This window comes from Acinetobacter sp. ANC 3813, from assembly GCF_002135435.1.
Taxonomy (GTDB): Bacteria; Pseudomonadota; Gammaproteobacteria; order Pseudomonadales; family Moraxellaceae; genus Acinetobacter.
The window spans coordinates 39794-64796 of record NZ_NEGK01000012.1 but is presented as its reverse complement, the minus strand read 5'-3'; the positions used below and the strand labels follow the sequence as shown (position 1 = coordinate 64796).

Here is a 25003-nt window from a genome sequence, read left to right as displayed (position 1 = left end):
GCCATGACTGTTCAATTTTTAGATGCGCGCGCCGCTGGCTCAAGAGAGGACCCGCTGCGCCTGTTTGCTGATTTCGATTCTCAAAATGGACTGCTGACGATTTCTGACGTCATGCCATACCGGCCATCGGCCAATCCATTAAAAGGCAAAACGCCGCAGGAAGTTGCTGAAATCAAGCAGCTGATGAAACAGACAATCATTCTCACAGATATTGGTGAAGCTTTCAGCAAGTGGGATATGTGTTTTAACGTCAAGGAACACTTGGATGAAGCCGTGAAGGCGTTTTATTCATTCCAAGCAATGAAAGCGCTGGTTTTGGAAAATGAAGTTCAGTCTCAATACAACCCTGAGCATGTTGTTCAAGTGCGCGCAATGGACATGTCGGGACAGGTGTATGAGCTGAATAGTGAAGAGGTCACAAACGGGCATATTGCGGTCCTGATGATCTGCTGGGGCGCGCAGAAGATGCGGGGCCAGCTGAGCTTGATTCAAGAGGATCATGAGCCGACCCAAGATGATGAGGATGCCTGCAATTATCCATTCTGTCTGTGAATGGGTGATGCATGGCGCTTAAGGATATAAGGAGCCTTCCACAATGGAAGGCGGCCTGCCTGCGATACCGTTATGACATCCCGCGCTTTGCAATTGAAGTGCTTGGGATGGACTACACGATGCATCAAGAAGAGCTATTCAACAGTATTGCTTTTGACGGCAGCAGGACCACTGTGTCATCTGGACACGGCTGCTTTGCTGCGGGTACGCCGATCATGCTGGCGGATGGCTCAGTTATTCCCGTTGAGGATGTTGATATTACGCATTTCCTCATGGGGGATGACGGCAAATCATGGCGGGAAGTGGAGTGCTTGGCGCGCGGCCGCGAAAACATGCACCGCTTTAGCTATGCCGACGGAACAAGCCATACATTCAATGAATCACATATTTTATGCCTGCAGCATCTAGGAACAGGTGCGCGCCGTGATATTACCGTGCGCCGCTGGGTGACTCAAAATGCAGTAGAGAAAGCGCGCTGGGGCATATACCGTCTGGAAATGCACGGCGCTAAAGCTGGGGAATATCATGCGGTCCCGATTGTTGAAGCGGTGTGCATTGGCGAGGGGGATTATTACGGCTTCTTAGTAGACGGCAATCATAAGTTTTTATGCGGTGACGGTACTGTATTCCACAATACAGGTAAAACCCGTTCTGCGGGCGTGGTCGCGCTATGGCACCTATGCTTTTTCCCGAACAGCTTCACCATGTTTACGGCGCCGCAGATCCAGCAGCTGAGAAAGCACGTATGGAAAGAAATTGAAACGTGCGTGGGCTTAATGCGAAATGGCCGCTTGTCATGGATGGCGGAATATATCACTGTCCTTAGTGAAACTGTTTACATCAAAGGCCATCAAAAAGAATGGCAAGTGTATGCAAAGACCGCGCCGAAGGGCAATCCGCAGGCTTTAGCGGGGAACCATGCCGATAACTTGCTGATCTGGGCGGATGAAGCCTGCGCCGTGGACAATGGCGTTTTTGACGTGCTGACAGGCGCACTGACGCATGCCAATAACCGCATGGTTATGACAAGTCAGCCAGCTAAGCCGGCAGGATTCTTTTTCGATTCGCATCATAAGCTTTCAATCGCGGCAGGCGGGGTCTGGAACAGCATTATTATGAATGCTGAGGATTCAGAAATTGTCGCTGAATCCAAAATCCTTGAGTCATTGATTCAGTACGGTTCAAGGGATGATCCGCAGTACATGATCCGTATACGCGGACTGTTCCCTGATCTGGCTGGCGAATTTCTGGTTACGCACGGTATGGCCGAAAAGGTCTACAAAGGCGCAGCGCTGCATAAGACGAATCATGCAAACTATGGCTATTTCATCTTGGTGGATGTCGGCGGGGGCGTCGGGCGGGATGATTCGACTATCTGTGTGGCGAAAGTCTGGGGGAATACGCAATGGGGGAAAACCGCGCGCCGTGCAGAAGTCGTCAAAATACCACTGTGTAAAAACAATGATGATATACATCAATTAACAGCCAAGATTCAAGAATGCTTAATTGAGTATTCCAATGCCACGATTTTGCTGGACTCCAACGGTGCAGGCGCAGGCTTGGCCCAGAACTTGAAGTCGCTGGGCATCTTTTTCAAGCCGATGCATTGGGGCGGCCAGTGTTTCAGCAACAAAAACCGCAAAGAGTACGTGAATAAGCGTGCGCAAGCCTATGTCTGCCTGTCACGGGCAATCAGCCAAGGGCGCTTTAAAGTCAGAACGGTTTATCTGAAAGGCAAGGCCACGGAACAGCTGACGCGCATTCCGTACACATTTGATGATCAGGCGCGGTTCAAGATCCTGTCTAAGAAAGAAATGAGCGCAAAGGGCATTAAATCCCCTGATATTGTGGATACATTCGCCTTTATTTTCCTTGAAGGTACGCACTATACGCCTGCTGATGTTGTGTCTACCGTGGACCCTGAAACGTATGATCATGGTGAAGAGCGCACTGAGAATGGCTTAATGCCGCCGCCGTCAGAGCCTGCATCTGGTGCCGAGCGCGTGAAGCGTGCTGCTAGGCTGCTGCAATAAGCTGGAATATCAAGAAAGCGGCCAAAAAAAAGACGGGTATAACTTCACTAAATCTTAGTTTGGTGAAGAACATGAAAAATAAGCTACGCATGCGAAATATTCTGCCAGCAATACTGCATCTGGGAACCGCTATTGCGGTGGCAAAAAAAGAGTTTTCTGAAAACTTGCGCTGGCATGATACGCCTGCAGATGCGCCGTATACCCGCCTATTTGACGCTGAAACCATTGCACGCGCGTACAGCGGTCATATAGCACCTATTGTACGTGAGCGCCTTGCCCAAGCGGGCCATTTCATTGCAGTGAATAATTCCCGCGTGTGTATCATGCGATGCATAGACTTTGAACACGGCGCGCGTCATGTAGAGTTATTCCGCATCTATCCGAAATGCCCTGACGTGATGGATACGCTTTTAAAAGCGATAAATGATTATCCAGATTCCAGCATACTTGTTAGCAGTAATGGTGACGGCAATTTAGTGGTGAATGAACTGCGCAAGCGCGGTATTTTTCATACGTCTATTCACTGGGGCTGCGGCTGTTTTGGTGAAAAGAATTATAAGCAATACGCCAATAAACGGGCGCAGGCTTATGGCTATATGGCGCATGCGATGTATCTGGGCAATGTGCGCATTAATACTGCAGAGAAAAAAGCAGACATCCAAGCGCAGTTAGCCAGCATTACCCAGAGTCAGGACTCACTTTTACGCATCAAAGTTATTTCAAAAAGCGATTTGATCAGCGCAGGGCATCAAGAGCCAGATATTGCCGACGTTTTAGCGTTTGCCTTTCTTGAGGGAATGAATATGCCTAAGCCAGTTCAGACCGAAGGGGTATAACATGGCTGATCCCGTCAAATTAAAAATAACCAAGCAGGGTTTTCAGTCAGCGCTGAATGCCCAGTTGCGCGGTATTAAAATTTCACTGGATAAAGTGAAATACAGTTCAACAAATTTCGTATCAGTTCCCAATGATGACCGTACCACGATTGGAAATATCATCCTTGAATCAAGCATTGCAGCAGGCGGTATTTCAACTTCGCAGAATACGCTGCGCCTGATGACGCTTGTGGATGCATCCAGTGATACTGATGTGGCCAGTCTGGGAATTTATACCGATGACGGTGTTTTATTCGCCGTGGCAAGTGCTGAAAGCGGCACGCTGCTTAAAATCCCGTCCAGCCTGTCTTTTGTGATGAGCTTCGGCATGACGGTTAATTCCTTTGTGCTGGAAGGTATTAATATCGTTATTGATCAAAATACGGCGCTGGCAATGGCCTTAATCCTTGAGCATGAAAACCATCCAGACCCGCATCCGCAATACGCGCTTAAAACGCAATTAAGCGCGCTGGAAAGAAACTTGCTAGAGCAGATTGATGATTTGATGGGAATGACAGAGCTGTTCTTCCCGCCGCTGATGCAGGCGCAGTACAGCCCGTCTGGAAGCTATTCATTTGTCCGCAAAGAAACGGCCAGTTATTCATTTGCCAATACGAAAGTAGCATTTTTGCTGACGCCAGAGGGCGCGCATGAAGCATGGGGCATTTCGCGTTCTGCGAATCAGATTGATGCGTCAATCTTTGACCGATCAGGGACTAGCCGTGTCGGATACGGCGGCCGTGTAAACTACTTGGCGATTGATACAGACCGCGAACTGATTAAGCGCGGCTATAAGCGTTTGACTGATCAGCTGGACAATGAAATTAAAACAGGGGTGATTAAGGCAGGGGATGCGCTGAGCATTGTTAAAGGCGGCAATGAGGCCCTGAGCTATACATCGGCTGATGTTGTGCTGCTGATGACGCCAGAGGGCGCGCATGAAGGCTGGTCCATCAATCGCGCTGTAGATAAGTTCACTATTGATATTTACAACCGTTCAGGGACTGGCCGTGTCGGATACGGCGGCGGAAATGTCAATTATATGCTGCTGAAAAAAAAGAGCGCCCCGACAAATCTGTCCAAGTACCCAAACTGCTTTCTTGCCGGCTTAGGCAGCGGCAATACTGTTACCGTTGCTGCGCCAGCGAATGTTAATTTTACAAACCCATCTTACATGATTCATATCACGCCAGAGGGCGGGCATGAAGCATGGACCATTGCCCGCTATACAGACCGCTTTGTCATCAATACCTATCATCGGTCAGGGACAAGCCGTGTCGGATACGGCGGGAATGTGAACTGGGCTGTATTCCTGACAGAAGAGGCAATGCGCCGTATATTTTTTACTGCTGCAGAGTCTTTCTATACTGTTCCAGCTGGCAAAAAAGTCCGCTTTGACGTGTTTGGCGCAGGCGGTGCAGGCGGCGGCTCTATCTGGGATGTTTGGGATAACCGCGCCAATGGTGCAGATGGCGTCTTGTCGTCCGTTGGTCCATATTCATTTTATGCGCCTGCTTTTGTGGCGGGCGGCGGTAAAGGCGGGGTGCGCGGGGTGTTTGATAGCGGGTCTGCGCTGATCAATGGCGCCAATGGCGCAGGCGGCGTGAATATAGTGCCTGACATGTTTGCAGGCGCGGAACTCATTGCAAATATTAACGGCAATATCGGCATAGTCGGCAGCCGCTATGAGCCTCAAGTCGGCGGATTGGCGACTTCTGTAGAAGTCTATCCAGACCGCAGCAATCAGGGCGGAAATGGCGCTTTAGGTGTGGGCAGTGACCGCCGAGGCTATGGCGGTGCAGGCGGTTCAGGCGGCTATATCGCTTTTGAATATGAAAACACAACGAGCGAAGGCGTTGTTTTCTTGATTACCGCTGGCGCAGGCGGTGCGGGATATAAGGGAACAAGCGGCGGGAATGCGTCAGAGGACGGCGGCGCAGGCTTTGTCGCGGTTACAGAGCTGAATTAATCAGGAATAACCAGAAAGGCCAAAAAAAGGACTGCTTCATAATTGATGCAGTCCTTTTTTTTGTGCATAGCCATGCGAAATGAATTTTATATAGCGATACGGCGACATATTGAAGTCAATGCCAAGCGTACAGGGTACGGCGGTTCGCTGACGGCGTATGAAATTGGTGAAGATGAAATTAATGACCCGTCTTTAGTCAGCCAGCGCCTATACGGTACACGCCAGCATAGCGATATTGTCCGCTTGTCTTGCGGGACATCGTTTACTCATGAGCCGCTGCCTCAGAAAGTGTTCTTATTCCCCAGCCTGAACGCCATTATTCAGCTGCAGAAGCGCTATGAGGTGACGAATGCTTAACGGTGAATTTGACCCAGATCTATTGCGCGCAGAGCTGCTGAAAGGCGGCCTGCATAAAGACATGAAGCGCCGCCAAAAAGAAGCCAATGCGCAGCGTAAATGGGCTGAGGAAGAGCGCGAAAGCAAGTCCGATAAGAAGGGCAGCAAGCCCACATTTTTACGGCCGTCTGACATTGCTGGCGATTATGATTTTAAGCGCGCGCTGCAGACGACGCTGGGCATGCCAGAGGGCCAAACGCGGATTATTACTGCAGAGGACATGAAAGCATTTGCGGCCAATGTGGAGCAGATGCAGCAGGCGTACAAAGGCGGCATCACGGTTGAACAGGTAATTTCATTCAGCCGTCAGGAAGATATTGACCGCGCGAATAAGCAGATCCATGTCGCTATCGCTACACGGCGCGTGAATAACGTGGTGTATTTCACGACAAACGCCAGCAGGGAGTCCATCGAAAAAAGCAAGGACGCCCCGCGCTATCATCACGTTCAGGTCGAATTTTTAGCATTCAATGAGCTGGTATTCCATCCTGATCGGGTCCGTTCAACCACGGTGCAAAACCGCCTGTCTAAAGGCCGTGTCCGCTTTGAATGTGACTGCGGACGCTTTAATTTCTGGTTCAGGTATCTCAATACCGTTGCTGGCTCAGTGTATGGACGCAAAGAAGGCGGTTTTCCGAAACTCAGAAATCCGAGCATGACGGGGATTGCCTGCAAGCATATTCTGCGGGTTATGCATTACATCAAATCAGCAACGGGCCGTTATTACCTGAGCCAAGCGCTTGAAAAAGAGCGGACCAAGCAAGTCGGGACCCGCTATAAAACAAGCAAATCAGAGATTTCCCGCGAATTATCAGAGCAGATTGTCCGTGCCAATACCAAGCGCAATGAAATCAAGCCGAATCTGCAGGGCGAGATTGCCAAAATTGAGGCCAGAGCCAAGAAAGCGGCCGCACAGCTGCTCAAAAGGCAAAAGGAGCGGCAGACTCAATTCCAAGCCAAGCAGAAGCTAAAAACGCTGTATGAGCAGGGCATTTTGACTCAAGAAGAATTTAACGTATTGAACAGGAAATAAGCATGCTAAAGCCAATTAATAGCGCTGCAGAGCGCATAGCAGCAGGACGCCGACATGCATCGCGTTCAATCGTCATTACCAGTCTTTCCGCCGTGTCATGTTTTGCCTTCCGCCGTGAAATCATCCCAGCGGAAGACGGCAAAACCCGTGCGGAAACCGTTTGGAAAGGCGGGATGGTACTAAGTGAGCAGGATGAACATGCCACGGAATATGTAGAACTAGGCTATGCCATGATGCTTTTTAACAAGCTGCTGGGCGGTTCAATCCGCAGCGGCGGGGATGATATGAATATCGGTGAAGCTATGCTGTATGCGCAGATAGAGCCGTTTCATTTTGAGCATTACGGCTCAGCGGCAAATATGCTGCGCAATATCCCAGAATGGAAGCCTGAGAAGGGCGATATTTTTGCAATGGTGATCAGTGAGGATATTGTCAAATGGGTAGAGTGTGTCGGCATTACAGGCCAGAGCATGCACGCATCGCATGGTGAAACCTATGTGCTGAATGTCCGAGACAGCTTGATGCATTTAGAGCCGTTTAAATCGCATGAAAATGTACTGGTCCCTGCTGCGTCTATTTTCCCGCTGCAGCTGTCTGAACTGAATTACAGCGAAAAGCCGATTTACAACATTGATGAAAATGACCCTGCGCTATTGTCGGATGATGAAATCACAGTGCGTAAATTTAAGCTGGTCAATATCAGTGACCCGAAACTGGTGAATTACAGCTCTATTATCGCCATTAAGCACATGGCGAAGCAGTCAGGAAGTCCATTCATTTTAAGCGCCTCAGATGCTCAGAATCTCACGGTTGAGATTGGAGGCGGGGAAACCTTCATTCTCAGCTCAATTGACGCTGTGCGCGCAGTAGAGGCTAATTCTGAATATATTACTTACATGCTGATGATGACGGATCATGTCAGCACGGTGCAGAAGATTGAAAGCAGCCTGATGGCAGGCCAATTTGTGCGGGTCATGAGTGAAGGGAATATCGCTTTTGAAGTGCTGCCGATTCACTATGATGAATTGAGAAAAGCATTCCATTTTGTCGTCAAAGTCAGCTTAAGCCGGCAGAACAATTTCAGCCTGAATTTTGAAGATGGATCTGAGTACCCATTTAGCATAGACGCCAATGAAGTTGAGGTGACAGCATGAGCAACAGCACACTAATGCAGCGCATGCTGGATGCAGGCGTAAATATCAGTAATATGCAGGAAGTCTATGAGTTTTTTCATAACTTGGGCAATGGCGGAACAGGCGGCGGGCTGACAGAAAATGAAGTTATGCTGATGATCAATACGGCGATTTCTGGCATGGCGACAAATGCCATGATTCAGCAATTGGAACAGCAAATCATCCTGATGAATGAAGATGTTGAAGCGCGCGCCCTGCTGGTTGATTTTCAAACCCTGATCAGCAATGTGCAGTCTATTAGCGCCGTATTGGGCCAGAAAGCCAGTCAGAACGCTTTAGATCAGCTGAATGCTTCTAAAGCCCCAGTGGCCGATTTGGAGGCCCTGCGCAGCGTTTCTGCGACCCGTGATGAATTGCAGGCGCTGGACAGCCAGAAATCCAATAAAGCAGACGTGGAAAGCCAGCTGAATGCCAAGCTGAACCGTTCTGAATTTCAGCAGCATTTCCGTGGCCTGTTTTCATCTGAGGAGCTTTTGGCGTCAGGGGTAATTGATCCCAAAGCAGGCGATTACGCCAATGTGGATGCGGGCGTGGGCAACCCAACAAAGATGTATGCCTATGACGTGGATGACGGTATCTGGCAGGAGCAGGGCAGTTCTGGCTTGACTGTATCTTCTACAGACAGCGTGCCAGAGGGTAACAGCAACTTATATTTTACGGCGGCGCGGGTTGTTGCAGCGCTTAATGCACTCAGTACCACGGATTTGCCAGAAGGCCAAAATCTGTATTTCACAGCGGCGCGGGTCGCCACTGCAGTGCGGGCATTGACTACTGCGGACTTGCCAGAATCCCCGACACGAATGTATTACACGGATGAACGTGTACTGGCGGTCGTCAATCCGATTCTAGGCGATATTGAAACTGCTCTAAACGAAATTCTGGGGTGATGCCATGACGATAGCGCAAAAAATGCAGGCATTGGCAAGCCTGAAAACCCAGATCATGAATGCCATTAAAGCCAAAGGCGCGGCCATTGATGCCAGCACGCCTTTTAGTGAGTATCCGCAGAAAATCACGGCGCTGGCATCCCCAGATCCAGCGCAAGGCAGAGCAACGGCAGTGTACGGTGTTAGTAATACGGGGATTACGCATGTCACTGTCCCGTCAACAGCAACCTATATTTCAGCGGGACTTTTTAAAAACTGGGCGCTTAAAGAAGTGGTTTTGCCAGAGGGCCTGCTGCGGATTGGTGGGGAGGCATTTTCGGGCTGTGTTGAACTGGCAGTTATGAATATTCCTTCGACATTGACAACCATAGAATATTCCGCGCTGAGTGGAGTAATTGTTCCAAAAGTCGTGATTCCTGCATCGGTCACAACATTAAGCTCTTGTCTTTCGTCTTTTGGCGGGAGGGAAATTATTGTGCAGTGCGCACTGCCTATTCCTTCATCTTTTGCAAATGGCTCAAAAGCAGTCAGTGTAGAGCTGAATCCCAATATAAAATCAATTGCAGATAATGGGTTTTTTAATAACCCAAATTTGGTAAATATCAATCTGGAAAATATTGAATATCTTGACGCATATGCACTTGCGCAGTGTAAAGAATTAAAAGAAGCCAATTTGACGTCTTTAAAGCAGGCCGCAGCCAGTAATTTCAGAGGTTGTTCAAAATTGGAAAAAATAACTTTTGGCAATAAGCTCAGTCATATTCCGTCTGTATTTTTATCAGACGCTTATGCGTTAAAAAAATTGGTACTTCCTGCGGTTAGTGAATTGAGTATTGCAAACAGTGCAATTACTGGGCTATCAACGCTGGAACTGCTTGAAATTCCTGCTGTTAAGTTATCAATGTCGTATTTTTCGATAACAGATATGCTTGTGGTTAAAACTATTGTAATTCATGCACAGACCATCCCTGCTATATCAGGTTCAACCGCAAATTCAGGGGCGCCGTTCACAGCGCTGACTATCAATAATAAGACTGTAAAAATTTATGTGCGTGATGAGCTGTTAGAGGGCTATAAAACTGCAAATGGATGGTCCGTTATAGATCCGTCCTGTTATTACCCGCTCAGCAGTTATGTTCCAGCGTGAGGCTATTATGACAATTACCAGTAAACTAGCAAACATTGCAGCCATAAAGTCACAGTTGAAAGCGGCCATCCGTTCCAAATCTGTTAGCATTTCAGATGCTTTGCCGCTCAGTCAATATCCTGTCAAGATTCAAGAAATCCAAATGGCAACAGAGGCCAATATTGAGATTACATACATAAATCAAGCGTCTGGATTGATGATTGATGTCATTACGCTAAAGCCGCCATGTTCATATCTGCAAAACTATGCATTTGCATACAGTAAGGCCCGCTTTATTAATTATCCCAGCACAGTTAAATTTATCGGAAACTATGCATTTGCATACAGCAGTTCGCTGGAATTTATGGAATTTAAAAGCACACTTAATACTGTGGGCGCCGCTGTTTTAAGAGCATGTACTGCGCTGGTTGAAGCTGTATGCAATCAGCCTGAGAATATGTTGTCTTTTGAAATGTTTTATGGATGCACCAAGCTTAAAAAAGTGACGCTAGGCCCGCAAATAAAAAAACTGGGCAACTCTTGTTTTAGTGGATGCACAGTGCTGGATACGGTGAATACAGAATATCTGGAAGAAATTGGCGGATCTAGTTTTAGTAACTGTTCGACGTTGATTAACTTAAGCTTTCCGTCATTGACTGCAATTACAGGAAACTATGCATTTTCTACCATGTCGAACTTAGAAAGCATCAATTTTGGGAATCTTGCCAATTTTTCAAGTTCATACATGCTGGAAAAATGCCCTAAATTAAAAAAAATCATATTCAGTGATAAGGCTGTGACCTTCGGAAATTCAATATTGTATTTTCTTACTGGGCTGAAATACGTTGAATTTAACGCCTTGGGGACCATGAATATTGCGAATAACGCATTTGTGGGCATGTCTGCGCTGGAAGCCGTTGTATTTAAGTCAAGTACACCGCCGACCCTTGGCGGAACCGCGCCATTTGCAGGCTATCCAACGGCAATGAAAATCTATGTTCCTGACACGGCGGTCAGCGCGTATAAAGCGGCCGCAAACTGGGCCGTACTGGCGCCGTATATTTACCCGATGAGTGAATTTGTTATGCCTGCCCTATAACCCGCTTAATGCGGGTTTTTTATCGGGAATACGGCGCAAAAGGCGCCTGCCAGATCCTTCACAATGAGCCATATTTTACTGTGAGTGAAGGCAATGCCGAACATTACCGAAATTTTAGCGAATGAGAGCGGGCTGCAATATTCAGGTGTAGAAGATGCCAGTTCTAAAACTGGCTCTTATCCAAATATTGGCGCTATTACAGGCGTATTTAAGCGCGGCTGCTACAACAAGCCAATGACCATCACAAAGGCCAATCAGCGGGCTATGCTGGGCTATGATCCTGAAAACCCCGCTTATGCGGCCATAGCCGATGCGCTGGATGCTGGCTTGCCGAGTGTTCAGGTCCTGCGGATTAAGGGACAGGCTGGCGGTGGGGCACTTCCGCCATTTCCAGATATGTCAGAAGATGGTGCTGCGGATTTCATTCAATACAGGGGCTGGTTCGGCCTAAGTTGGATGAGTGATATTCAGTGGAATCTTGAAATTGACGGGGTTATTTATACTCAAACCAAGCCGATACCGTATCCATTTAAAGACACGCTAGACGGCTCAATTCATCAAATCTTAATTGATCATGGATTGGAAGAAATGTTTACCGTTACGGAAGACAGTTCAGGCGGCGGCTATATGTATCTGAATGAAATTGGTGTAAAGCGTATCCGCTTTATTCCGCTTAGCTTAACGACGGAATACCCTGATAAATATCCATACCGTGTTGAGGGTGCAGAAGTAATCGAGGACCATGTAACAAAAGTCTGGTCATTTATTCTTAAGAAATTACCAGAAGAAGGATGATCATTTCATATTGCACTGTATGCGGCGGCCGTCTTTGGCAATTAAGGCGGACGCTAGAGCATAACCTGAGCTTCACAGAGGCTGGCCGCTTTGAATTGTGCGTGCTGGCCTACAATGACAGCACTATAGAGCCTTATCTGCGGGAATACTATGCAGATTATCTGCTGGATGGTCGCTTAAAGGTGAAAACGCATTTTGATAATTATCAGCCTGCAGACGGCAGTGATTTTGCCTGCGGGTATGTGAAAAATTTATCTCATGCAATGGGTACAGGTGAAATTCTTTTTAATCTGGATGCGGATAATTTTATTGGTGAAGCGCATGAGCTTTTACAGCACCTAAAACCAAGTCAGGTGATTAAAAGCAGGGATTTTAAGCAGGATGGCCGATCTGGCCGCATCGGGGTTTACCGTGAGCTGTTCACTGCAGTCGGCGGATATCGGGACACTGGGCGCACTGATGACGGCGATTTTATTTTGCGCTGCTTGAGGGCTGGCGCAAAGTTGGTTCACATGAATTGCTCTATACCGCCATTGCCCAATGTTCAACCCTAATTTAAAAAGCTGGAAAACCGCCAAAGGGCGGTTTTTTTTATCTTGCAAAATATGGTCATCGGTTCGCCATAACGGCACTTATAGGAACAAGACCATGACCAAAGACGTATCACAAGAAATTAAAACCGCCGCTATGCTTGGCGCTGTAACCGCAAAGTTTTTAGGCCTTATGGGCTATGGCAAACCCCTTGCCAGCGGTACGGTATCATACGGCGCACAGTATGACAGCATTGTCGCTAATGCTCTTGAGCATAAATTCCGCAAAGAAGCGCTTATTCCTGAGCCTCTTTTGCAATTAGAAAAAGCCTTAGAGGGCAAAGTGGGCGCAGATGGCAGCCGCGCATTCAATGCAATTTTGGATTCAATCAATATCGGTGTTGAAGCCCATCGAAACCGCAATGGCGGTGATATGCCGCATGCGAATTTAGTCGCTACCGCGCTGCTGAATGCCGCACAGCAGTACACGCTTGGTTCAAATGAAACAGACGGGATTTTTGATTCAGCCAGCAATACTAATCACTCAGCAAAAGAATACTTCTTAGACAGCGTTTCTTCTCAGCAATCTGGGCATGCTGCGGAAGTTCCGACACTGGCGATGGTAACGATTGCAACAACGATTGCGAACGCATTGCCGCTGGTGGCTTACTTGCCGAACCCGAAAGGTTCACAGACTGTTCCGCTGGTGTATGTGCGCCAAATTGCAGCCAATAACTACGGCCAGACCCGAAAAGGCGATTTTTTGGACGGTGTGACTGCTGCGAAGCAATTCTTTGATTCTGTACACCGTCTTGAAATGACGTCTGCAGATCAAAAAACCTTTACCGTGAAGGCATACCGCTGTGTCGAATCAGGAACATTAACGCCTGACGCTGGTTCGGGTGATTTGCCATTGGTCGCAGGCGCAACATTCATCACTATTGCAGGCCAGCCATTCGCAACCGATGAGCATAAGAATCAGACTAGCGGAAAAGCTTCTGGAACATTGCCAATCTATCCGCAAGATCATGACGGCCTTGTTCTTGATGGCGAGACTTATAAGCTGGTTAGCGGTACGGTTGATTTTTCAACAAACACCGTGACGATTACGCTTGATAAAGCTCTTCCAGCTGACGTTAAGGTCGTTTCGCATGTTATTGCGAACTATGAAGCAAAAGACGGAAATAACAAGGCGATTCTGCCGACGCCTTCGGTAGATGCTGACTTGGATTACGGCTATGTTTCGGCTTATGGCATCCGTGCTATTTATGTCGCAACCATTGATGCATTGACTCAGATGCAGAATGAATTGGGCGTGGATATGCGCGCTGCATTCATTGCTGTGGTGATTTCTAAGCTCATGCTTGAGCAAAACGTCAGCTTGCTGCAGCAGGCGCGTGAACGCGCTGTGGGCGGCGGCATGGTTCGCGTCGTGGACTTATCGCGCGGCTCTTCAATGACACAGGCATTCAACCGCACAGCCGACCTTGCTGGTGAATTAATTCCTGCTGTGGAAGAAAGCAAGCGCCGTATCATTGGCCGCACAAATCATACGCCAGAAGGCTTTGACATTTTTGTCACTGGCTCACTAGGCACGCTGGTCCGCACACTGGCGGATGATACTAATTTCATCCCGTCTGGCCTGACTTTAGGTGCGCCGAACAGCATCGTCCGCATTGGTTCACGCGGTACTGATCATTACTACTATGTGCCAGAAGAGGCGGAAGTGGTTGAGTTCGGTTCAGTTGCTGTGGGCGGTGCGCAGATCCAATTCAGTGAAATGCTGATTACTGCGCGCAACAGCGTGGCGGCTAAATCAGTATTTGTCGGCCATATTGCGGTCCCTGTGGTGACGGGCGATGTGCGCGCGCAAGTCTTTGAAGAAGGTGTGACGTTCTATACGCGCCAAGCGTGTCAAATGAACCGTAACAAGCGTTTTGGTGATCAGGTCGCTGTACTGCGGGTTCAGAACTTGCCAGCGTCTTTAACGCAAGACGCATAAATTTTGGTTTAGCAAATGGCGTGAGTTTCACGCCATTTCAAAATCCCTTTAGTTATTGGTGAATGACATGACCACAAAAACACAAGAGACAGAACCAAAATTAACCGCTGCGCAAAAGCGCGAAAAAGCAGCGGCGGAAGCAGCCGAAAAAGCAACGGCTGAAAAAGCAACGGCGGAAGCGGCCGAAAAAGCAACGGCTGAAAAAGCAACGGCGGAAGCGGCCGAAAAAGCAGCAGCTGAAAAAGCGGCGGCGGAAGCGGCCGAAAAAGCAACGGCCGAAAAAGCAACGGCGGAAGCGGCCGAAAAAGCAGCAGCTGAAAAAGCGGCGGCGGAAGCGGCCGAAAAAGCAGCTCAAGGTGTTTCTGCAGATCAGTCTGATGATGATCAGCAAGGCGAAAAAGACCCTGATACGGCGCAGGATGAGCAGTCCAATCTTGGACCTAATCAAATCCGTATTCAAAACCTTGGCCGCCGTGCAATTTGTCAAGTGACCCATAAGATCATCCCAGCGGGTGAAACATTGGTGATTACTTATGAAAATGCAGAGCAAAAGCGGCTGGCTCATGGAAACTTTGCTCAGCTGAACAGCTTTAGCGGTATGAAACGCTTCATCTTGGAGGCATAAGCTATGCTGAGTTATATCCTGACTTTGTTGACAAGCGGTGCAATGGATCTGCGTTTAGCAGACACTGAGCCGTCTTATTCAGAAGACCCAGTTTTTGAATTGGCTTTTTCTTCTGATAACTATTTCGATTCAGCTGTCATGATGGCGGTTGGATTGACTCAAACAGCACCCATCAAGGCGCTGGATGAATTGTCATTATCTGTGCTGTTTTACGATGATACAAATAATGACGGCATTTACTTCTTTAAGGGCATGCTGAGTGCTGATGAAAATGAAGTTAATTCAATTGTCGCGGTTATGGATGCCCACGGGGATTTCAGCGATATTGAGCTGAATCTATTTGAGAATAACCTCCCTGCTGGTCCGTCTGATTTCTTTGACGAAGCTTTGGCTTCTGACAGTGCGGAATCATACAACCCTTATGCAACTTTGGGTAAAAAACGCCAGCTGCTCACTGTGCCGACAGGACAGCCAAGCAGTGTCCCAGATATTTATCAAACGCTGATTCGTCAGGATGATCAGGCCACGGTCCTTTATTATCAAGTTGGCGATAATCTGCAGGATTATACGGCATTGGTGCGCGCGGCAAAAAAAATGCGTGTGCGCTTGATTGTTGAGCTGCCGCCGACCCTGACGATTGATCAGGCTGTAGCTATGGCGGAAGACCTGACGCTGGATGAGCATTTTGTAACGTTCATCTGGGCGCCAATCATTGCCCGTCCTTTTGATGCAAAAAAACTGAAAGGCAAAAAAGTTGCGCGCTGGTGCGGCGGTACATTGCTTGGCCGTTATGTGCTGCGTCAAGGCAATAAAGACCGTAACGGCATTCCTGCAATTCACCGTCCAATCGCAGGGCATGACTACCCTTTCAGCTACTTGGGTATTCAGCAAAACCCTGAGATTTTTTTAGATGACCCTGACTTTAAGCGTCTGGCGAATGCAAAAATCAATATGGTGAAACGTGAGCGCTATCCAAACGGCATCCGCTTCATTCTGGACGACAGCCTGACCACATACAATGACAATCAGAGCCTTTTAAAGCTGTGCAATGCCAGTGACATTTCCATGTTTATTGACAGCCGCCTGATTGATATTTGCAAGCGTCATCTGCAAAAGCACATGACTGGATTCATTGAAGATGCAACAACGGAATGCACGGAATTTCTTGACAATTGCACGTCTAAAGACCGTCCTCTTCTGGTGATGTCTGATGAGCTTGGCGGGTATTACGATTTAAGCATTGTCCCTAGCACGGACCGTCCACATGACACTTTTGAGCTGGAATGCGGATACCACACACAAGGCACAGCGCGCGCTGGCCGCTTAAAAACACGAATTTCAGCTTAATAGGTGTAGCTATGAACACACAACTTTTTCCATTTCTTCAAATTCAAACCGATGCTCAGCAGCTGCTGATTGATAGCGCTGCGGGCGCCGCTGCTGCTGCAGTGCTGGATAGCGATGATATCAATACGGGCGCGCTGAACTCAGAAATTCAGGGCTTGCGCCGTATGGCATTAGCGCTGTCTTTAGTCTTGGCTGACGATATTGTTGAAAAAAATCTTGAAGAAGGTGAGCTGCCTACAGACCGCCTTGATACGCTGATTGCAGGCGTATCCAGCGGTGATGATGAAGAGTTTGAAGCGGATCAGGCGACGCTTGACATCATTATCGCAAACGTACAGGACGCTATGGCTTCACTGGGCGTTTCTGATGATTTAATCGCTACTATTTTCAGTGAAGATGTTGAAGCCAATGAAGCGATTGAGGCTGCTGCAGAGCAGATTCTGTCTAATCTTCCAAGCAGTGAAGATCTGCCTGAATTTACGGATATGTTCGTATACGGCGAGGCGGAAGATGAAGATTCTGAACTCATGATTGACGGCGTTTCAGTCGGTAAAACCACGACGAAATCAGGCAAATTTGGCAAGCTGGTTTATAAAGCCGTGAAAGCTATCCGGAATGGCCGTGTAACCGTGGTCAATAAGCGTGTATCTGGCAAAGTGAAGCTGTCAGCTGCTCAGCGTCAGGCTTTGAGCAAAGCCCGCCGCAAAGCAAGCTCTAGCAGTGCGATTAAAAGCCGTATGCGTTCGATGAAAAAAGCGAAACAAATGAACATTTAAACAAAGTGTTCAAATGAACATATTGTTCATCAATAAAAATCAAGGCCCTTAACGGGGCTTTGATTCATCAAGGATAAGGATAGCGATAATGTTTAAGAAATTAGAAAACCTTGTATTGGATATTCCGCTTGGGGCTTATGCGCAAACTGCGGCAAATTGCGTTACAGCAGTGCTGAATAAGCCGATTGGCGTGGATATGCTGAATATTGTGACGACAGGACCGCAGCGTGATGCGCAGATTTATGGCTGGAAATCGCCAATAAATGAGCATACGGATGAAACGGGCTATTTCTTTTTTATGCCGATTCAAATGGAAAAACCAGATGCGATATGCATCGGCGGCCAGCGCACTGAACTGCAGCTGAATCAGCTGTATTTGCTGGATGACCGCCTGCCGCACAGCACCGACGGCGAAGGCAATACGATTGCCCTGTTCAGCGGCTCATACAGTGAAGAGGAGCTGAATGATGATTTGTATCAGTGCATATTTGCTCAGTTCAAGGAAATGGCAGAACGCGAATAAAGACCAAAGCGCCGTATATTTTACGGCGCTTTTCATTAGGAATACCGCAAAACCCCGCTTTTTTAAATCATCCAAAATACAGCCATAGCAATTCAATTTTTGAGCATAAAACTATGGCTAAATTCGTACTGGCAGAACTTGCAGAATCTCATCCGCTGGTGATCAAAATCCGTGAAGTTTTGGAACAGGCAACAAAGCAAAAAGTCGCTTTAATTATTGTTGACAAGATGATTAAGCGCGGACCCGATCAGGCGACCAAGAAAATCACTTTCAGCATGGAAGAGGGGCAAACGCTTTCATTTGTGCTGCGCACGGATGGCGATGTGGTCCAGCACTTTATGAACAATAAAAACATTCCGCTGGTACGTGTCATGGACTATGACAATATGACGGGCTTTATGGAGGGCTTGGAGAGTCTGGCTCTAAAGCTGAAAGCAAATCAGGATAAATTCAATGTGAAACGCCTGTCTGCGCGGGTCATCATTCCACGCACCAAGGCCCCAGCGCCTACCGTCCGCAAGCGCATTGAAATGACGCGCGCATATCTAAAAGAACAGGAAGAGATCCTGCAGGCGCGCCGTGATTCACTGGCGGCTAAAAAAGCGGAGCTTGAAGCTATTAAGGGAGCAGCTTAAATGAGTTTTTCAGTCTATTTGTGCGCAGTTATAGCGATTGCTTTTTTTATTCAGTGGGGATTGATTCTGCACTGGACGAATGGTGCCCTGATTGCGGAATTTGCAAAAAAAAGAAGCGTTTTAAGCTTTGCTGGTTTTATTCAGGCGCATAAGTATGCATTTCGCTTCATGCTCATGACGTGCATTTTTGAAGTCGCATTGTTTGGATTTTGCCTGCTGTACTTCATAGAGGCGTTTTATCCTGATTATGCTGGATATATATGCTGGTTGGGTACTTTAATCATGTATGCCAAGGCGCGTATTTATTTTGGCATAGCGGCTTTTACAATTCTTAAGGTCCAGCACCCATGAATTTCATTTTTCGCGTTTCGGATATTCTGCGCATGCTGGAACACTGGATGGCGACGCCGCCAAACGGCTATATCGGCGTGAATTACGGCAGAAATCCGCGGCAGATCCTGCAAAAGCCTATGACGGAAGATTCAGCAGATTTACTTCTGCAGTGGGCGCGTGAAGACATTCCAATTCTTAAAAACATCTCAGATTCTGAGCTTTATATCGCGCATGAAAAAGTGAACTTTGAAACCAAGCGCTATTACTTTGTTATCGGCGCAGACCGTCTGAAAATCAAGACGGAAACCGCTGAAACTGTAGAGGTTTAAATGTATGCCTTCATTGACCAAAATTAAGCAAGTGACTGAAATTGCTTTACAGGATTTTCCTGAAATTCAAGCCCGCTATTTAGCGGGGGACCCAACAGTCACAGCGCCAATTCAAGTGATGCAGCACATGCTGGCAGAGCTTGGCCGTGATGTGGATGTTTCTGAATTAGAGCCATTCATTAAGAGCCGTGAATCCACAATTCTAGCGGATGCCAGCAATAAGGGTATTTTGCCCAAGGGTACGGCGACACAGCACCGTGTATCAATTAAAAACAATGGCACAGAGCGCGTGACGATGCAAAGCGGCCGAGTGTTTGAGGATGGTCAGGGGCGAGTCTGGCGTTTTATTCAGAATGCTGAAATCCCTGCAGGCGATGAAATCCGTGTACTGGCAGAGCAGTCGCAAGAGCGTATTGTGGTTAAAACCATTACTGAAACCTTGCCGTTTTTTTCATTCCAGCTGCCCATCACAGAAGACATGGCGCTATGCTCATTGAGCGTTAAAGACAATGAAGGGGATTTATACAGCTTTGTAACGCGCTGGATGAACGCGCAGGCGGGTGAAAAGGCCATTACCCTTAAGACTGATACCCTGCGCAGCTTAACGCTTGAATTTGGCGATTCTGAACGCACTGGGCATACACTGCAGGCCAATACAGAACTAAGCATTACCATTGTTGAAACAGACGGGGAATTGGATGCTGCGAATTTAAGTGATGCCATGCTGGTTGAAACCTATACGGCGAAAGAAGGCAAGCTGCGCATTAAATTTGAAGCGGGCGGCTTGGTGCGTATGGGCGCGAATCCGCTAAGCATTGATCAGATGCGCCTGCTGGCGTCTTATCCGACGCATGATGATAACGCCGTATTTTTGGGTAATTTTGAGTTTTTAGTCCGTAAAAACTTTATGTCGCGCTCATATTTCCTGAACGTCTGGAATGAGTCTATTCATGAAACGCATTACGGCGCAAGTGTGGCGAATATTAACCATTTGTTTGTCAGCATCACGCCTAAAAACAGCGGCGAGTATGCGCTGATCTGCGGTGAAGTTGCCAATTTGATTGCGCAGGCAGACAGCCTGTACGGCAATTCAAACATTGTATTTAAGCCGGCAGAAGAGCGTAAATTCAGAATTAAAGTGAATGCCGTGCTTTCGCCTGTTCATGATGTGGATGCGGTCAAAGAGCAGATTAAATCGCTATTGCTGAGCCATTACGGCAAAGAGCAGATTGCAGCCAGCTACTATCTGCAAAACGGCTTTAACTTGCTGGAAATCAGCCAGCTGCTGCAGCGTGATGTTCTGGCCTTTCAGGACCGTCAATCTAATTTAAGTATTGAGACAGAGGATCTGCAGGAAAACCCAGTCAAGCCGCACCATTGGCTTTACATGGATGCCAGCACGATTGAGATTGATATTCAGCGATCTAGTTTATCTGGGGGCAGTCGATGGACAGTTCTATAAGCCTTTTAGAGCCTTATAAATCATCTTTTGCTTATGATGATACGGAAAGACAGCTGCAGGCCCTATTTATCAAGCTGTTTGATGATCTTTACGGCATGCAGATTAAAAATATTCACGACTATGGCATGCCTCATTTTGGCAGCGCAACCGTCGTGGAGCGCTTCACTAAGCAGGATGGCTTAGTGGTCCTGCGTAAAAGCGAAATTTCAGACATTATCATGCGTGTGATTTATGCGAACTGGCGTTCACTTGGTTCAAAGCGCGGACTGGCATTTCTGGAATTTGTGCTGACGATGATCTGGGGCAATCAGTGGGAAATCAGCCGTCTATATCACAGCATTGAGCGGTCGAATGAATACCCTGCTTTGGCGACGACTGAACCAACGATTAATTCATTTTTGACGTCCCGTATTGCCATTACGATTAATCAAGAAGTCAATGCAGATAAAATCCGCGAAATTGCGCCGATGATTGCCAAGCTGGTGCCTGCAAATATCGTGTCAAAGATTATGGCTGGCATGGACTTTGATGATATTGATGATATTGGCATGGGCATGGCATACAAAGCGTATGCTGCGGCAAATTATCAGTATTTTGAAGATCTGATCGTGGACCGCATCCCGTTCACGGATTGGGGTGTGGCTCGAACTTTTGACATTGTAGGCTTTACCGTTGAATACAATGGATTCAGAACGGATTTGGTTGATACAGTCTATGCTTTGGCTGTGGTCAATCTGGCGCCTTTGGCACTGTCTGTGATGTCTATAGCGAAGTATCAGCAAATGCAGGCCGTTGCAAATGAAATTGCGCGGCTTCATCCAAATTATGACGCTTATGCATTTGATAATGCGGCCAGCGCAGTACAGATCCTGAAAGTCCCAGCGGATTACACGGCGAATACTGCGGATACAGCGACAGTGCTTATTGCGCGTATAGAAGCCAGCGCGGATGTGTCTTACACAGGCAGAGCTGAAATGAATGCGGTGCTTGACTATTTGGGATGGCAGTATTCAGACGGCGGACTGAAAAGAAGCGGCCCTGCGGGGATCAGCCGCACACAGCCGCACATTTTTAAAGCGGGCGCTTTCAAAAGCTTTGATACATATCTGGACGCTGCGCAGAAGCTTATGCAGGATCTGGTGCAAAACAGTCCAGAATGGGCTGAGCGCACTTTGGATGGCGGCTTGGTGCTGGACGGTTCAACCGAGAGCAGTGAAACCTATCTGCAGAATTACAGCTATATGACGCCTGAACCGACTTACACCGACGGCATTATGGATGCGGCTGAGTTTTATTTCACCTATGCCTATGATTCTCAGGCATGGAAAGGCGAAACAGCAGATGCGGTTTTTGAGGCGTTTAAAACCTATTGGAATGACGGCCATGCTGATGCCAGCGGGAATATTGACGGCTTGCGTTCAGCAGAGATTCAAGCCAATGGCGATGTGGTGTATGACCCGATTTATGCCAGTGACCCAGACTTAATTCAGCTGATTACTGTGCCGCGTCAAAGCAATCCGAATTATGACCCATCGGCTGCATCTGTTCCGCCGTATCAGGTCGATGATCAATTCACCATAGTTTCAGAGAAAGTTCCGAACCCTGATTTTGCTGCGGAAGATGCGCAGGAAGTTTATGACGTGACTGCAATAGAAAAATCAAACGTATTTTTATTGGCTTTGGCTATTGCGGATGAAGAGGAAAGCGCCAGCAATCGGGAAATGATTTATGCGGCCATGAAGCAGGCTTATTTTCAGGATACGGCGCAAGCCGCGACAAATGCGCTATATACGGCGAATATTCAGGCGCTTGCCTATAGCGCTATAACCGGCAGCATGCAAACTATATTTGCGGCCGCTGTGGCTGATACGATGGATTACATCTGGATACATGCCTTTTTATCTGAAATTGCAGAATCGGTATACAGCAGCAATCCTGCAGATCAGCTGATTACCTTGACCCAGCTTCGGGTCCTGTTTAATGCGAATACTGGCGGATAAAAATCAGGAATATCGCAAAAAGCGGGATCTGTAAAAAAGGCAAAATGACTATAAATCCATATAGGTTTTATAGTCATGAAACAGAGCTTTATTCAAACCCTACACGATTACACAGGTGATGCTGTTCTGGCGCAGAACTTAAGTGCGCCGATGCTGCAATGCAACGGCATGTTTGTTCCAGATGCGATGCCCAGCATTGCCCTGCTGATTGTGAATTTCAGCCGTCCCGTAATTACCAATAATGAAAGCGCCGAATTTAACTTAGCAGGCGGTTTTCAGGGCCATGTCGCAGGCGCGCCGAAAAACCGCTATGACAGCCAGCTGCAGATCATTGAAACCGACACGGGGCAAATGACCGCATTCAGTGAGCTTATGCAGAGCAATGGCGGCACGACGGACGGCTGGATTTATGACGGACGCAAAGGCCGTTTTGTCAATGCGCACCGCATTACCAATGTCACAATGACTTTTGAGGCGCTGGATTATGATGCAGAAGGCGTCAGCACCATTCAGCGCGCGTCCGCCAATGCGAAATACAACTATTACGGCTTAGTGAATAATTTGGGCGCCGCAACTTCGGTTGGACAAATTATCGGCTCAGCAGACGGCACTGCTGAAATTTTCGCGCAAGCCAAGTCCCTGCTGAACAGTGTCTTGTCTGGCAATCCGCTAATGAGCGCAATGAAGAATCTATAATGAACTTAAAACCATTTGATGATCAGGGGCAGCATCAAGACAGCGAGGCGGGAACAATCGCCACGCTGTCTGAAAAGCTTGCTATAGAGCTGGGGCTGTGCGGCTATTCTTTAACGTCAGAAGATATTGAAATCGCACTGGCTGCGGATTTTCTTTTCTATGCAGGCTGGAACAGCACATACACACAGCGCAACCGCCTTAATAGCCCAATGGACGAAACTCAGCTGATTTCTGTCAATGAATGGGTTGTGATAGAGCCAGTCATTCGCGCGCATTGTGAACTGATGCAGGCACAGCGCATGGAGGGTACAGGGTCGCTGGGGGTTGAGCGCTTCGGCATGAGTGTTTCAGAGGCTCAGCCCGCTTATGCGGCGGCTAAGATGGATTTGCCGAAAATTAGCTTTGTAGAGCCGCCATTTATTTTAGATCTGGATTGATTTATGCGGATATTTTTATCAGATGGCACGGCGATTGGGACAGACCGATTTGTCAGCGGCACTTGCCGAACGGATTGCGTACCTGTTCCTGCATCACTTGAATTTCAAACGATTCTGCATGACAGCATTGACGAGCAGCTACGGGAAGGCTGCATTTTACGTGTGGGCGATGATTATCTGGAAATGAAGATCATTAAGCGCGTGACAATGCAAAGCGGAATCATCCGTGATGATCAGCAGCTGACATTGGCTGCCGTTGTTGCTGTGCTGAATGGCTGTGAAAATTTGATTAAGCCGGCAGCGCGCGCCGTATACTTGAATGAATCATCCATTGGCGCTGCAATGCGGGCCAATGGGAATAAGCTTAAGGTCACAGAAGATGTTCCGCTGGTAAATTATTTCTGCGCCGTGGGCGCCACGCCGACTTATGAGCTGGCCCGAAAATGTTCAGAAGAGGCATGCGTCATTTTTTGCGACAAAAACAGCAAAATCATTGTTAAGCGCCTGTCTCAAATCATGAATCAGGAGCCAGTTTCATCACTTGCGGGTGTAAATGTGCAATGGGTTGAAAACCCGACCCAGCTGAATCACAGCATCCCAAACTATCAAACAGTCAATTCTGACGGCAGCACCATTGAAGGCAGCCTGTCTGCTGGAAAACAGGCATCTTTTTATCCCAATATTGATGCGCGCCGCGCTAGAAATTTAAGCACTGTGCTTGTCGTTCGCGGCACCATCATGCGGGCATATACGCCTGAATGGATGGCTGGAAATGTGGTGCTGATTGATCAAAAAAAATATGTAATTTTAACGGCCGCGCACCGATTTGATACGGGCGTACTGGGCGGGGCGACGGCATCTGCTTCAAAATTCTGGATTGCAGAGGTAGTGACAGCATGAATAAGCAGTATTTAGGGGATTGGGCGGCAACGATCTTGAGTTATGACGCTGCGGCGCGCACGGCCAGAATCAGCATTCCGACGGTGACGGATGGGCTGGATGAAGGGATTATCGCTACTTTTGCTTATCCCGTGGGCGATGATGATAAAGACACAGAGCGCGAGATACTGGCAGGCGCAGAATGCTATATCTTTTTCCTGCAGGGCCAGCCAGAAGCGCCTGTAATCTGGGCATACCGCTCACATGGAAAAGGCGCAGTCATTGATACGCGCCGTATACGTCAGGAGAACATTGAGCTGCTGGCGCGGACGAATATCACGGCCAAGGCGAAAACTATTGAGGTTGATGGGTCAGAAGTGGTCAATATTCACAGCGCCGTACAGGTCAATATTTTATCTGAGGCTAAAATCAGCCTGTCAGCGCCTCAGATCAGCATGAACGGGGTTTAAT

The 25003-nt window shown here is 47.8% G+C and carries 26 protein-coding genes; all 26 read left to right on the top strand.

The window, feature by feature from the left end:
- Nucleotides 1-3: 3 nt before the first annotated feature.
- Complete coding sequence (locus B9T34_RS16320) at nt 4-552, top strand: hypothetical protein (RefSeq protein ID WP_086214196.1); 549 nt, start codon at nt 4-6, stop codon at nt 550-552.
- Nucleotides 553-563: 11 nt separating this feature from the next.
- Nucleotides 564-2585, top strand: coding sequence for a Hint domain-containing homing endonuclease (locus tag B9T34_RS16315; RefSeq protein WP_086214195.1), 2022 nt, complete (start codon nt 564-566; stop codon nt 2583-2585).
- Nucleotides 2586-2656: 71 nt separating this feature from the next.
- Nucleotides 2657-3421: a hypothetical protein gene (locus B9T34_RS16310; protein WP_086214194.1), complete on the top strand. Its 765-nt coding sequence runs from the start codon at nt 2657-2659 to the stop codon at nt 3419-3421.
- Nucleotide 3422: 1 nt separating this feature from the next.
- Entirely contained in the window at nt 3423-5429 is a 2007-nt protein-coding gene (locus tag B9T34_RS16305) for a hypothetical protein (RefSeq protein ID WP_086214193.1), read from the top strand.
- Between the two features lie 72 nt (nt 5430-5501).
- Nucleotides 5502-5786 (top strand): hypothetical protein, encoded by a 285-nt coding sequence (locus tag B9T34_RS16300; protein ID WP_228147471.1) that lies wholly within the window; start codon nt 5502-5504, stop codon nt 5784-5786.
- The gene (locus tag B9T34_RS16295; protein ID WP_086214192.1) at nt 5779-6858 is read left to right on the top strand and encodes a hypothetical protein; all 1080 of its coding nucleotides are present in this window, start codon (nt 5779-5781) and stop codon (nt 6856-6858) included. The genes B9T34_RS16300 and B9T34_RS16295 overlap by 8 nt, the downstream gene beginning before the upstream one ends.
- A 2-nt stretch (nt 6859-6860) precedes the next feature.
- Nucleotides 6861-8012, top strand: a complete 1152-nt coding sequence (locus B9T34_RS16290; RefSeq protein WP_086214191.1) for a hypothetical protein — start codon at nt 6861-6863, stop codon at nt 8010-8012.
- Nucleotides 8009-8938, top strand: a complete 930-nt coding sequence (locus B9T34_RS16285) for a hypothetical protein (protein ID WP_086214190.1) — start codon at nt 8009-8011, stop codon at nt 8936-8938. Before B9T34_RS16290 ends, B9T34_RS16285 begins: the two co-directional genes overlap by 4 nt.
- Before the next feature lie 4 nt (nt 8939-8942).
- Nucleotides 8943-10085: a leucine-rich repeat domain-containing protein gene (locus B9T34_RS16280; protein WP_086214189.1), complete on the top strand. Its 1143-nt coding sequence runs from the start codon at nt 8943-8945 to the stop codon at nt 10083-10085.
- Between the two features lie 7 nt (nt 10086-10092).
- Nucleotides 10093-11163, top strand: coding sequence for a leucine-rich repeat domain-containing protein (locus B9T34_RS16275; protein WP_171265230.1), 1071 nt, complete (start codon nt 10093-10095; stop codon nt 11161-11163).
- A gap of 93 nt (nt 11164-11256) precedes the next feature.
- A complete protein-coding gene (locus B9T34_RS16270; protein ID WP_086214187.1) occupies nt 11257-11958 on the top strand; it encodes a hypothetical protein in 702 nt (233 codons plus the stop codon).
- Nucleotides 11955-12512: a hypothetical protein gene (locus B9T34_RS16265; RefSeq protein WP_086214186.1), complete on the top strand. Its 558-nt coding sequence runs from the start codon at nt 11955-11957 to the stop codon at nt 12510-12512. The genes B9T34_RS16270 and B9T34_RS16265 overlap by 4 nt, the downstream gene beginning before the upstream one ends.
- Nucleotides 12513-12606: 94 nt before the next feature.
- Entirely contained in the window at nt 12607-14490 is a 1884-nt protein-coding gene (locus B9T34_RS16260) for a hypothetical protein (RefSeq protein WP_086214185.1), read from the top strand.
- 67 nt (nt 14491-14557) lie between these two features.
- Nucleotides 14558-15115, top strand: coding sequence for a hypothetical protein (locus B9T34_RS18945; protein WP_213034167.1), 558 nt, complete (start codon nt 14558-14560; stop codon nt 15113-15115).
- A gap of 3 nt (nt 15116-15118) precedes the next feature.
- Nucleotides 15119-16462, top strand: a complete 1344-nt coding sequence (locus tag B9T34_RS16250; RefSeq protein ID WP_086214184.1) for a hypothetical protein — start codon at nt 15119-15121, stop codon at nt 16460-16462.
- An 11-nt stretch (nt 16463-16473) separates the two neighbouring features.
- Nucleotides 16474-17238 (top strand): hypothetical protein, encoded by a 765-nt coding sequence (locus B9T34_RS16245; RefSeq protein ID WP_086214183.1) that lies wholly within the window; start codon nt 16474-16476, stop codon nt 17236-17238.
- An 88-nt stretch (nt 17239-17326) separates the two neighbouring features.
- Nucleotides 17327-17761 carry a hypothetical protein gene (locus B9T34_RS16240; RefSeq protein WP_086214182.1) on the top strand — a complete coding sequence of 145 codons (435 nt, stop codon included), beginning with the start codon at nt 17327-17329 and terminating at the stop codon, nt 17759-17761.
- Nucleotides 17762-17874: 113 nt separating this feature from the next.
- Nucleotides 17875-18396, top strand: coding sequence for a hypothetical protein (locus B9T34_RS16235; protein ID WP_086214181.1), 522 nt, complete (start codon nt 17875-17877; stop codon nt 18394-18396).
- Nucleotides 18397-18747 (top strand): hypothetical protein, encoded by a 351-nt coding sequence (locus tag B9T34_RS16230; RefSeq protein WP_086214180.1) that lies wholly within the window; start codon nt 18397-18399, stop codon nt 18745-18747. It begins immediately after the preceding gene.
- The gene (locus B9T34_RS16225; RefSeq protein WP_086214179.1) at nt 18744-19058 is read left to right on the top strand and encodes a hypothetical protein; all 315 of its coding nucleotides are present in this window, start codon (nt 18744-18746) and stop codon (nt 19056-19058) included. The genes B9T34_RS16230 and B9T34_RS16225 overlap by 4 nt, the downstream gene beginning before the upstream one ends.
- Nucleotides 19059-19062: 4 nt before the next feature.
- Nucleotides 19063-20520 (top strand): hypothetical protein, encoded by a 1458-nt coding sequence (locus tag B9T34_RS16220; protein WP_086214178.1) that lies wholly within the window; start codon nt 19063-19065, stop codon nt 20518-20520.
- Nucleotides 20505-22520, top strand: coding sequence for a hypothetical protein (locus B9T34_RS16215; protein WP_086214177.1), 2016 nt, complete (start codon nt 20505-20507; stop codon nt 22518-22520). The genes B9T34_RS16220 and B9T34_RS16215 overlap by 16 nt, the downstream gene beginning before the upstream one ends.
- Nucleotides 22521-22595: 75 nt before the next feature.
- Entirely contained in the window at nt 22596-23216 is a 621-nt protein-coding gene (locus tag B9T34_RS16210; protein WP_086214176.1) for a hypothetical protein, read from the top strand.
- The gene (locus B9T34_RS16205; RefSeq protein ID WP_086214175.1) at nt 23216-23653 is read left to right on the top strand and encodes a hypothetical protein; all 438 of its coding nucleotides are present in this window, start codon (nt 23216-23218) and stop codon (nt 23651-23653) included. The genes B9T34_RS16210 and B9T34_RS16205 overlap by 1 nt, the downstream gene beginning before the upstream one ends.
- Nucleotides 23654-23656: 3 nt before the next feature.
- Nucleotides 23657-24553: a hypothetical protein gene (locus tag B9T34_RS16200; RefSeq protein WP_086214174.1), complete on the top strand. Its 897-nt coding sequence runs from the start codon at nt 23657-23659 to the stop codon at nt 24551-24553.
- Nucleotides 24550-25002, top strand: a complete 453-nt coding sequence (locus B9T34_RS16195) for a hypothetical protein (protein ID WP_086214173.1) — start codon at nt 24550-24552, stop codon at nt 25000-25002. Before B9T34_RS16200 ends, B9T34_RS16195 begins: the two co-directional genes overlap by 4 nt.
- The last annotated feature ends 1 nt before the right edge of the window (nt 25003 follow it).